The 10,658-nt window shown below is 66.2% G+C and carries 10 protein-coding genes; 5 read left to right on the plus strand and 5 right to left on the minus strand.

What is annotated here, in order from left to right; genetic code table 11:
- The first annotated feature begins 275 nt into the window (after positions 1-275).
- From AAG801_RS07600 to AAG801_RS07615, 4 genes are all read left to right on the plus strand, one after another.
- The gene (locus AAG801_RS07600) at positions 276-863 is read left to right on the plus strand and encodes a TRAP transporter small permease (protein WP_341887845.1); all 588 of its coding nucleotides are present in this window, start codon (positions 276-278) and stop codon (positions 861-863) included.
- Complete coding sequence (locus tag AAG801_RS07605; RefSeq protein WP_341887846.1) at positions 860-2,158, plus strand: TRAP transporter large permease; 1,299 nt, start codon at positions 860-862, stop codon at positions 2,156-2,158. The genes AAG801_RS07600 and AAG801_RS07605 overlap by 4 nt, the downstream gene beginning before the upstream one ends.
- Before the next feature lie 41 nt (positions 2,159-2,199).
- Positions 2,200-3,237, plus strand: a complete 1,038-nt coding sequence (locus AAG801_RS07610; protein ID WP_341887847.1) for a DctP family TRAP transporter solute-binding subunit — start codon at positions 2,200-2,202, stop codon at positions 3,235-3,237.
- Between the two features lie 71 nt (positions 3,238-3,308).
- Positions 3,309-4,256 (plus strand): nucleoside hydrolase, encoded by a 948-nt coding sequence (locus tag AAG801_RS07615; RefSeq protein ID WP_341887848.1) that lies wholly within the window; start codon positions 3,309-3,311, stop codon positions 4,254-4,256.
- 66 nt (positions 4,257-4,322) lie between these two features.
- Here AAG801_RS07615 and AAG801_RS07620 read toward each other — a convergent pair whose 3' ends face one another.
- The 5 genes from AAG801_RS07620 to AAG801_RS07640 all read right to left on the minus strand — a co-directional run bounded on the left by AAG801_RS07620 (position 4,323) and on the right by AAG801_RS07640 (position 8,895).
- Positions 4,323-5,060: an amino acid ABC transporter ATP-binding protein gene (locus AAG801_RS07620; RefSeq protein WP_101490176.1), complete on the minus strand. Its 738-nt coding sequence runs from the start codon at positions 5,058-5,060 to the stop codon at positions 4,323-4,325.
- A 44-nt stretch (positions 5,061-5,104) separates the two neighbouring features.
- Entirely contained in the window at positions 5,105-5,794 is a 690-nt protein-coding gene (locus AAG801_RS07625) for an amino acid ABC transporter permease (protein WP_101488604.1), read from the minus strand.
- 1 nt (position 5,795) lies between these two features.
- The gene (locus AAG801_RS07630) at positions 5,796-6,527 is read right to left on the minus strand and encodes an amino acid ABC transporter permease (protein ID WP_101488603.1); all 732 of its coding nucleotides are present in this window, start codon (positions 6,525-6,527) and stop codon (positions 5,796-5,798) included.
- Between the two features lie 96 nt (positions 6,528-6,623).
- Positions 6,624-7,523, minus strand: a complete 900-nt coding sequence (locus tag AAG801_RS07635; RefSeq protein ID WP_099794976.1) for an amino acid ABC transporter substrate-binding protein — start codon at positions 7,521-7,523, stop codon at positions 6,624-6,626.
- A 382-nt stretch (positions 7,524-7,905) separates the two neighbouring features.
- The gene (locus tag AAG801_RS07640) at positions 7,906-8,895 is read right to left on the minus strand and encodes a LysR substrate-binding domain-containing protein (protein WP_101488602.1); all 990 of its coding nucleotides are present in this window, start codon (positions 8,893-8,895) and stop codon (positions 7,906-7,908) included.
- A 61-nt stretch (positions 8,896-8,956) separates the two neighbouring features.
- Between AAG801_RS07640 and AAG801_RS07645 the strand changes: the two genes are divergently transcribed.
- The gene (locus AAG801_RS07645; protein ID WP_341887849.1) at positions 8,957-10,399 is read left to right on the plus strand and encodes an amidase; all 1,443 of its coding nucleotides are present in this window, start codon (positions 8,957-8,959) and stop codon (positions 10,397-10,399) included.
- The last annotated feature ends 259 nt before the right edge of the window (positions 10,400-10,658 follow it).

The raw sequence follows: 10,658 nt of genomic DNA on the forward strand, positions 1-10,658 counted from the left end.
GGCCCGAAGGCGATGGTCAGACGTCGTGACTGAAAGACAGCGCGCAGTCTGACGCGAACATTGAACGTACCGAGGGAAGTACCCGGTGGCCTGTGCACGCCCCGAAGGCCACAAAACCGAGGCCGTCAACGCCCCACAACAGCTAAGGAAACCCCCGATATATGAATGGTCATTGACCCCCTAGGATCGGGCGCTGCTCGCCTGTCAAGGTGTACGGATCGCGTCCCGGCGTCCGCCCGGTGACATGGCGCCTGCCTCAGCTGCCCTTTCCTTCGATGACAACTCCTCCCGAGTCCGGCCCCACGCTGGACGCCGCCAGCCCCCTCCCCCCCGACATCGAAGCCGCCGACGAACCGACCAAGGTTCCCCTCGCCATCGAAGACTGGCTCACGGTCCTCATCATGGGCGCGCTGGCGCTCATTACCTTCGCCAACGTCATCGTTCGCTACTTCACCGACTCGTCCTTTGCGTGGACGGAAGAGTTCTCGGTGTTCCTGATGATCATGCTGGCGCTGGTGGCCGGCTCGGCCGCCGTGGCGCGCGACCGGCACATCCGCATCGAGTACTTCTCTGAAAGCGGCTCCATGGCGCGGCGCAAGCGCCTTGCGCAGTTCGGCGCGCTGATGATCGCCATCTTGTTCGCGCTGATCGGCGCGCTCAGCATCCGCATGGTGTGGGACGACTACCGCTTCGAGGAAACCACGCCCGGCATCGGCCTGCCGGCCTGGTGGTATTCGATCTGGCTGCCCATCGTGTCGTTCGCCATCGCGGGGCGCGCCATCGGCCTCATGGTCCGCCGTGGCCGCAAGACGAACTACAAGTCTGACGACAACAGCAACAGCAGCAAGGGCGACACCAAGTGATCGCCACCCTGCTCTTCGTCGCCTTCGTGCTCATGATGCTGGTGGGCGTGCCCATCGGCGCCGCGCTCGGCCTGGCGGGCGCCGCCTGCATCGCGCTGGCCAACGCCGACGCCCAGTGGTTCGGCCTGCTGGCCGTGCCGCAGAACTTCTACGCCGGCCTGGGCAAGTACCCGCTGCTGGCGATTCCGATGTTCGTGCTGGTCGGCTCCATCTTCGACCGCTCGGGCGTGGCGCTGCGCCTCGTCAACTTTGCCATCGCCATCGTGGGCCGCGGCCCCGGCATGCTGCCGCTGGTGGCGATTGCCGTGGCGATGTTCCTGGGCGGCATCTCGGGCTCGGGCCCGGCCAACGCCGCCGCCGTGGGCGCGGTGATGATCGCGGCCATGAGCCGCGCCGGCTACCCGCCGGCCTTCTCGGCCAGCGTGGTGGGCGCCGCGGCGGCCACCGACATTCTGATTCCGCCCTCGGTCGCGTTCATCGTGTACTCGGTGCTGGTGCCCGGCGCCTCGGTGCCGGCGCTGTTCGCGGCCGGCATGATCCCCGGCGTGATGGCCGGCCTGGCGCTGATGATTCCGGCCGTGTGGCTGGCGCGCAAGCACAAGATGGGCGCGCTCGAATCGACGCTGCCGCGCCCGCCGTTCTGGAAGAGCTTTCGCGAAGCGATCTGGGGCCTGGCGGCGCCGGTGCTGATTCTGGGCGGCATGCGCGCAGGCTGGTTCACGCCCACCGAGGCGGCCGTGGTCGCCGTGTTCTACGGCCTGTTCGTGGGCATGTGCATCCACCGGACCATCAAGGTGCGCGACCTGTTCGTGATCTTGCGCGAGTCGGGCGAGCTGTCGGCGGTGATCCTGCTGGTGGTGTCGCTGGCGGGCATCTTCGCGTACTCGCTCTCGACGCTGGGCATCATCGATCCGGTGACGCAGGCCATCGTCAACTCCGGTTTGGGCGAGTACGGCATCCTGGCGCTGCTGATCCTGCTGCTCATCACCGTGGGCATGTTCCTGGACGGGGTGTCGATCTTCCTGATCTTCGTGCCGCTGCTGCTGCCCATCGTGCAGCACTACAAGTGGGACCCGGTGTGGTTCGGCGTGATCCTCACGCTGAAGGTCGCGCTGGGCCAGTTCACGCCGCCGCTGGCCGTCAACCTCATGGTCTCGTGCCGCATCGCCAAGGTGCGCATGGAAGAAACCGTGCAGTGGGTGGGCTGGATGCTGTTCTCGATGTTCGTGGTGATGGTGCTGGTGATCGCCTTCCCCGAACTCGCGCTCTGGCTGCCCCGCAAGCTGGGCTACTGATTTTTTCGTTCCATCGACCATCTACAAAGAGGAGACCTTCCATGAAATTCCGCCGCACCCTGCTCGGCCTTGCCGCTGTGGCCGCCACGCTCGGCCTGTTCTCGACCGGCGCGATGGCGCAGGCCGCCTACAAGCCCGAGTACAAGATGTCGCTGGTGCTGGGCCCGCCCACGCCGTGGGGCCAGGCCGGAAAGATCTGGGCCGACCTCGTGAAGGAGCGCACCCAGGGCCGCATCAACATCAAGCTGTACCCGGGCGTGTCGCTGATTCAAGGCGACCAGACGCGCGAGTTCAGCGCGCTGCGCCAGGGCGTGATCGACATGGCCGTGGGCTCGACCATCAACTGGTCGCCGCAAGTCAAGCAGCTCAACCTGTTCTCCATGCCCTTCCTGATGCCCGACTACGCGGCCATCGACGCGCTCACGCAGGGCGAAGTGGGCAAGGACATGTTCAAGACGCTCGACAAGGCCGGCGTGGTGCCGCTCGCCTGGGGCGAGAACGGCTTCCGCGAAATCACCAACTCGAAGCGCGCGATCAAGTCGCCGGCCGACATCAAGGGCATGAAGATCCGCGTGGTCGGCTCGCCGATCTACTCCGACATGCTCACCGCGCTGGGCGCCAACCCCACGCAGATGAGCTGGGCCGACGCGCAGCCTGCGCTCGCCAGCGGCGCGGTCGACGGCCAGGAGAACCCGCTGTTCCTGTTCACCGTGCTCAAGATGCACACGGTGGGCCAGAAGTTCGTGACCACCTGGGGCTACGTGGCCGACCCGCTGGTGTTCGTCGTGAACAAGGAAATCTGGGCCTCGTGGACGCCGGCCGACCAGGCCATCGTGCGCCAGGCCGCGCTCGACGCCGGCAAGCAGGAAATCGCCATCGCGCGCAAGGGCCTGGTCGAAGCCGACAAGCCCGTGCTGAAAGACATCGCAGCCATGGGCGTGACGGTGACCAACCTCACGCCGGCCGAGCGCGACGCCTTCGTGAAGGCCACGCGCCCGGTGTACGACAAGTGGAAGTCGACCGTCGGCGCCGACCTGGTGGCGAAGGCCGAGAAGGCCATCGCGGCCCGCGCGAAGTAAGCAGCCCCGCGTTCCTTTCTTCCCCGTGCATCGGGGTGACGGGTGGTGGTGACGATCGCGACAATGTCGCCATGCTGCATCCCACCACCCTGATCATCGACACGGACCCCGGCGCGGACGACATGATCGCGCTGCTGTTTGCCCTGGCGGCGCCCGAATCGCTGGCGATTCAGGCGCTGACCACGGTGGCAGGCAATGTTCCCCTGGCCAAGACCTCGCGCAATGCGCGCCTGGCCTGCGAATGGGCTGGACGGCCGGAGCTTCCGGTCTATGCGGGTGCCGAACGGCCGCTGCAGCGCACACCGATCTACGCCGCCAACATCCACGGCCGCGAAGGCCTCACGGGCGTGGCCGTGCACGACCCCGCCGTGCCGCTGGCCGAAGGCGGCGCCGTCGACTACCTCGTTCGCACGCTGCGCGCCGCACCCGATAACAGCGTGACGCTCGCCATGCTCGGCCCGCAGACCAACCTCGCGCTGGCGCTTGAGCAGGCGCCGGACATCGTGCGCGGCCTGCGCGAGCTGGTGCTCATGGCCGGCGCGCACTTCAACGGCGGCAACATCACGCCGGTGGCGGAGTTCAACGTGTTCGCCGACCCGCACGCGGCCGAGGCGGTGCTGCAATGCGGCGTGCCAATCACCATGCTGCCGCTGGACGTGACGCACAAGATCCTCACGAGCGACGCGCGCATCGCGCGGCTGCGCCAGCTGGGCAACCGCGCCGGCGCGATCGTCGCCGACATCCTCGACGCCTACGCGCCGCAGGAGATGGCGCACTACGGCATGCCCGGCGGGCCGGTGCACGACGCCACCGTCACGGCCTACCTGCTGCGGCCCGACCTGTTCCAGGGCCGACGCATCCACGTCGAAGTCGACAGCCGCGAAGGCATGGGCTTCGGCCAGACCGTGGCCGACTGGCACGGCAGCCTGAAGCGGCCGGCCAACGTGCAGTGGATCGTCGACGGCGATGCGCAGGGCTTCTTCGACCTGCTGACGGCGCACATCGCGCGGCTGCCCTGAACACGGCGCCCATGAAAAAAGCCACGCTGCGGACAGCGTGGCTTTGTGCTTTGAGCGGGCAGCGAATCAGTGCTGCAGGATCTTGTTCAGGAAATCCTTGGTGCGCGGCTGACGATTTTCCGGGTGGTTGAAGAACTCGTCCTTCGGGCAGTCTTCGAGGATCTTGCCGCCCACGTCGATGAAGATCACGCGGCTCGCGACCTTGCGGGCGAACGCCATTTCGTGCGTGACGACCATCATGGTCATGCCTTCCTTGGCGAGGGCCACCATCACGTCGAGCACTTCGCCGACCATCTCGGGGTCGAGCGCCGAGGTGGGTTCGTCGAACAGCATCACGATCGGGTCCATCGACAGCGCACGGGCGATGGCCACGCGCTGCTGCTGGCCGCCCGACAGCTGGCCCGGGAACTTGTCCTTGTGCGCCATCAGGCCCACGCGGTCGAGCATCTTCAGGCCACGCACCTTGGCTTCGTCGGGCGTGCGACCCAGCACCTTGATCTGCGCGATCGTGAGGTTCTCGGTCACCGACAGGTGCGGGAACAGCTCGAAGTGCTGGAACACCATGCCGACCTTGGAGCGCAGCTTGGGCAGGTTGGTCTTGGGGTCGTGCAGCGGAATGCCGTTGACGGTGATCTCGCCCTTCTGGAAGGGCTCGAGCGCGTTCACGGTCTTGATGAGCGTGGACTTGCCGGAACCCGACGGGCCGCACACCACCACCACGTCGCCCTTGGAGATGTTCACCGAGCAGTCGTTGAGCACCTGCACCGGGCCGTACCACTTGGAGACGTTCTTGATTTCAATCATTTTTTCGGACATTTGTTTCTCTCCGGTTCAGTTCAGCCACTCAATCAGCGAATGATGGCGATTTTCTTGTGCAGGCGTTTCACCAGCCAGGAAAGGGCGTAGCACATGACGAAGTACACGACCGCCGCGAGCAGGTAGGCCTCGATCGGACGACCGAAGTTCTTGCCCGCCGTTTCGAAGCCCTTGAGCATGTCGTAGGCGCCGATGGCGTAGACCAGCGAGGTGTCCTGGAACAGGATGATGGTCTGCGTGAGCAGCACCGGCAGCATGTTGCGGAAGGCCTGCGGCAGCACCACGAGGCGCATGTTCTGGCCGTAGGTCATGCCCACCGCCTGGCCCGCGTTCACCTGGCCGCGCGGGATCGACTGGATGCCCGCGCGCATGATCTCGCTGAAGTAGGCCGCCTCGAACGCCACGAAGGTGATCACCGCCGAGATTTCCGAGCGGTAGTTCGAGCCGAGCGAACCGAACATCGAATAGAACGACGCCGGCACCAGCAGGAAGAACCACAGGATCACCATCACCAGCGGGATGCTTCGCATGCCGTTGACGTAGATGGCCGCGGGCGTATCGAGCCACTTCTTGCCCGACAGGCGCATGAGCGCCAGGATCGTGCCGAAGATCACCCCGCCAATCGTGGCCACCACCGTCAGCATGATGCTGAAGTAGAAGCCCTTGATGACGAAGTTGCTGATGACGTCCCAGTTGTAGAAGGACAGGTCGAGATTCATCATGTCAGTGTCCTCCGCCGCCGGCGCTGGCCGAGACGATGAAGCCCGGCACGCGGGTCTTCTTCTCGATGAATGCCATGAGGCGGTTGATGATGAGCGCCGACACCACGTAGCACGCCGTCACCGCGAGGTAGACCTCGATGCCGCGCGAGGTTTCTTCCTGCGCCTGCATGGCGAACATGGTGAGTTCGGTGACCGACACGGCGAACGCGACGGACGAATTCTTGAAGATGTTCATCGTCTCGCTCGTGAGCGGCGGGATGATGATGCGGTACGCCATCGGCAGGATCACGTAGCGGTAGTACTGCGGCGTGGTGAAACCCACCGCCATGCCCGCGTAACGCTGGCCCTTGGGCAGCGCCTGGATGCCGGAGCGCACCTGCTCGGCGATACGCGCCGAAGTGAAGAAGCCCAGCGCCAGCACCACCAAGATGAAGCTCGGCACGCCCTTCATCACGGGGATGAGCGCCGGAATCACGTGGTACCAGAGGAAGATCTGAACCAGCAGCGGGATGTTGCGAAAGAGCTCCACCCATGCATTGCCGAAGCGCACGAGCCACGGACTGTCGGGCAGCGTGCGAATGATGCCGACCAGCGAGCCGAGCACCAGCGCGACGATCAGCGCCAGCAGCGCGACCGACACCGTCCAGCCCCAGGCCGAGAGCATCCATTGCAGGTAGCTCGGATATTCCCCCCCGGGGTCTTGCAGAAAGACCTGCCAATCCCAGTTTCCCATGTGTGTTTACTCCTTCAGCTTCTTTTCGAAAAACCGCCCCTTGAAAAGAAACGCCCACCGTGAAAGGTGGGCGTCCATTCACGCAGCGACGCGCGCTTATTCCTTGGTGACGTACTCTTCAGCCGGCTTGTCGTTCGGGTTGGCCCACGCGTTCTTGGTGGCTTCGCCCAGCGGCAGGTTGATGGTCACGTTGGCCGGGGGAATCGGCTTGAGGAACCACTTGTCATACAGCTTGGTCAGCTCGCCCGACTTGGCCTGTGCCTTGATGCTGTCGTCCACGGCCTTCTTGAAAGCCGGGTCGTCCTTGCGGATCATGATGGCGATGGGTTCCACGGCCAGCACGTCGTTCAGGATCTTGTAGTCCTTGGGCGACTTCGACTTGGCGGCCAGGGCAGCCAGGATCGAGCCGTCCATCACGAAGGCGTCGGCACGGCCGGTTTCCAGCAGCAGGAAGCTGTCGGAGTGGTCCTTGCCGTAGACCTCCTTGAAGGTCAGGTTCTCGGCGCGCTTTTGCTTGCGCACGGTCTGCAGCGGCGTGGTGCCGGTGGTGGTGGCAACCGTCTTGTCCTTCAGGTCGGCCAGCGAGTTGATGCCCGAGTTGGCCTTGACGACGATCTTGGTTTCTTCGACGTAGGTGGTCACGCCGAAGGCCACGTCCTTCTGGCGGGTGGCGTTGTTGGTGGTCGAGCCGCACTCGATGTCCACGGTGCCGTTCTGCACCAGGGGGATGCGGTTCTGCGAGGTCACGGGCTGGTACTTGACTTCGAGCTTCTTGCCAGCGGCCTTCTCCAGGTCCTTGATGATGTTGGCGCAGACGTCGTAGTGGAAGCCGGTGTACTGGCCATTGCCGAGCGTGTACGAAAGGCCGGAGGACTCACGCACGCCTTCGGTGATGGTGCCCGAGGCCTTGATCTTGGCCAGGGTGTCATTGGCCTGTGCAAAGGCGCCGCTGGTGGCGAGCGCTGCGACAGCCAATGCCAATACTTGTTTTTTCATACGAAAAGCTCCTGAGGGTGACTGAAACAAATAGAACGAAATTCTAGACACTCGTATTTTGCGGGATACCCGGACCAACCCGGTGCATCCCACGGGCATCGCCGCCCGCCTCGCACCGGCCGCGCCCATCGAGGCGCCAGCCTGGTGCAATCCAGACATTTCGCATTGTCTGACTTTCACTAAGCAGCCTTTGTGCCCGGCATTCGGGCGGCTGTGTGTGGCGCAAGCAGCGTACCGGCGATCCCCGGCGTGCAGCGGCCGAAAAAAACTGCCGCGACTGTAGTGGCGCCGGGCCCCAACTGCCAATGCTGATTGCGGGGAGCGGTATGCGTGGTGCTTATAGATTGTGCAGTGCACAAATCCAACTGCCATTCACGGTCGTTCAATGCGGCGGCTGGGTTCCGACCAGGTACGACCACAGGGCGTCGGCCGTGCGCTTGGGCTGCATGCTTTCCGACAGCCCGGCCCGCGCGGCCGAACGGCTGGCGCCGGCCTTCACCGGAACCGGCGCGCTGGGCCGCTCGCGGTAGGCGCGGATTTCCATCTTGGCTTCGAGGCTGTCGATCTCGGGCGGCAGCGCGCTCACGAGCTTGCGCGCCTTGATCTCCTTGCGCACCGCGCTCTGCGGCAGGAAGGCGATGCCGTGACCTTCGAGCGCCATCACCTTCAGGCCTTCGGCCATGTCGGTCTCGTAGACGCGGTCGAGGTGGATGGCGGTGCCCGACTCTTTCAGCAGCTGGTCGACCACGCGCCCGAGGTACGCGCCCGGCGCGTAGCCCAGATAAGGCAGCGGCTGGCCCGGACGGCCCGGCAGCCGGTAGCGTGGCGCACCGTCGGCATCGGCCTTGACCCAGGGGGCGACGGTTTCCTCGCCGAGGCTGACCATCTCGTACTTGTTGGCATCGAGCTGCAGCGGCTGCGAAGGGTGGTGGTAGGCGATGAGCAGGTCGCAGCTGCCCTCGACCAGCCGCAGCACCGCGTCATGCACGTTGAGCGCGATGAGGCGGCTCTTGATGGGCCCGAAGTGCTCGCGCAGGCTGGTGACCCACGACGGAAAGAAGGTGAAGGCCAGCGTGTGCGGCACGGCGATCTCGATCACGTCTTGCCCCGCGGCCGAATGCCCGCGCAGCATGGCGCGCGTGCTCTGCAGCGACTGCAGCATCTCGATGGCCTGGCTGTACAGCGTCTGGCCCGCGGGCGTGAGGCGCGTGGGGTACGAGCTGCGGTCGACCAGATCGGTGCCGGCCCATCCTTCGAGCGCCTGGATGCGCCGCGAGAACGCCGGCTGTGTCACGTGCCTCAACTGGGCCGAGCGGCTGAAGCTGCGGGTTTCCGCCAAGCTGATGAAGTCTTCAAGCCACTTTGTTTCCATACGCGGCGATTATGCGAGCGCCGCGCCATACTGGGCGCCCCCTCCTTTTCCCGCATGCGCCATGCCTTTCGCCGACCTGCCTGACCTCAGCGCCACCGAACTTTCGCGCCGCATCGCGGCCCGCGACGTGTCCTGCCGCGAGGTGATGCAGGCATCGCTCGCCCGCATCGACGCGCTCAATCCGCAGTTCAACGCCATCGTCTCCCTGCGCGACCCGGGCCAGTTGCTGGCCGAGGCCGACGAACGCGACGCCGAGCTGGCGCGCGGCGAACGGCGCGGCTGGATGCACGGCTTTCCGCTGGCCGTGAAAGACCTGAGCCACGCCGCCGGCCTGCCGACCTCGATGGGCTCGCCGCTGTCGCCGCGCTCGCCCGCGCGCACCGACAGCCTGCACGTCGCGCGCATGCGCGCGGCCGGCGCCGTCGTCATCGGCAAGACCAACACGCCCGAGTTCGGGCTCGGCTCGCACACCTACAACACGGTGTTCGGCACCACGCGCAACGCCTACGCACCCGACCGCAGCGCGGGCGGCAGCAGCGGCGGCGCGGCCGTCGCGCTGGCCCTGGGCATGCTGCCCGTGGCCGACGGCAGCGACATGATGGGATCGCTGCGCAACCCCGCCGCCTTCAACAACGTGATCGGCATGCGCCCCTCGCGCGGTCGCGTGCCCGGCGACCCGGAGCAGGAACTCTTCTTCCAGCAGCTGGGCTGCGAAGGCCCGATGGCGCGCACGGTGGAAGACGCCGCGCGGCTGCTCGCCGTGCAGGCGGGTTTCGACACGCGCGTGCCGCTGTCGTCACCGCACGCCCTGCCCTCGCCCGACGACATCACGCTCGATGGCGACGGCAAGGGGCTGCGCATCGGCTGGCTCGGCAGCGTGTGGCCCGAGTTGCCGCTCGCACCGGGCGTGCGCGAACTCGGCGAACAGGCGCTCGACACCTTCCGCACCATCGGCTGCGAGGTCGAGCCCTGCACGCTCGACGTGCCGCGCGAGCACAACTGGAGCGCGTGGCTGCGCCTGCGCCAACTGCTGGTGGGCGGCAAGCTTGGCGCCTATGTCAGCGACCCGAAGCTGTTCGCCCAGCTCAAGCCCGAGGCGCAGTGGGAGATCGAGCAAAGCCGCCACCTCGACGCCGCCTCGCTGTACCAGGCCTCGCTCTACCGCTCGAACGTGTACCGCGCGTTCCTGAAGCTCTTCGAGCGCTTCGACTTCGTGCTCGCGCCGACCGCGCAGGTGTTCCCGTTCGACGCCGACCTGCACTGGCCGGCCGAGGTGAACGGCGTGAAGAGCGACACCTACCACCGCTGGATGGAGATCGTCACGCCCTTCACGCTCGCCGGCCTGCCCACGCTCAACGTGCGCGCGGGATTCGGAGACGGCGGGCTGCCGATGGGGCTGCAGCTGGCGGGGCCGATCCATGCGGACCTCGAGGTGCTGCGGCTCGGGCATGCCTATGACCAGGCCTGCGGCTGGGCGTCTCACCGCCCCTCTGCATTGGATTGACTCCCTCCCCTCCCGGGGCAGGGCGGGGGTGGGGGCACGCGGCACATCCATCGGGCGCTCTGCCCGCCCCCATCCCAGCCTTCCCTCAGAGGGGGAAGGAGCAAGACCCAAGCCTGCGGATGGGGCGCGCGGCGCCCGCCGGTTTTGGGTTGACTCCCTCCCCTCCCGGGGGAGGGCGGGGGTGGGGGCACGCGGCGCATCCATCGGGCGCTCTGCCCGCCCCCATCCCAGCCTTCCCCCAGAGGGGGAAGGAGCAAAA

It is taken from the genome of Variovorax sp. YR752, assembly GCF_943372545.1.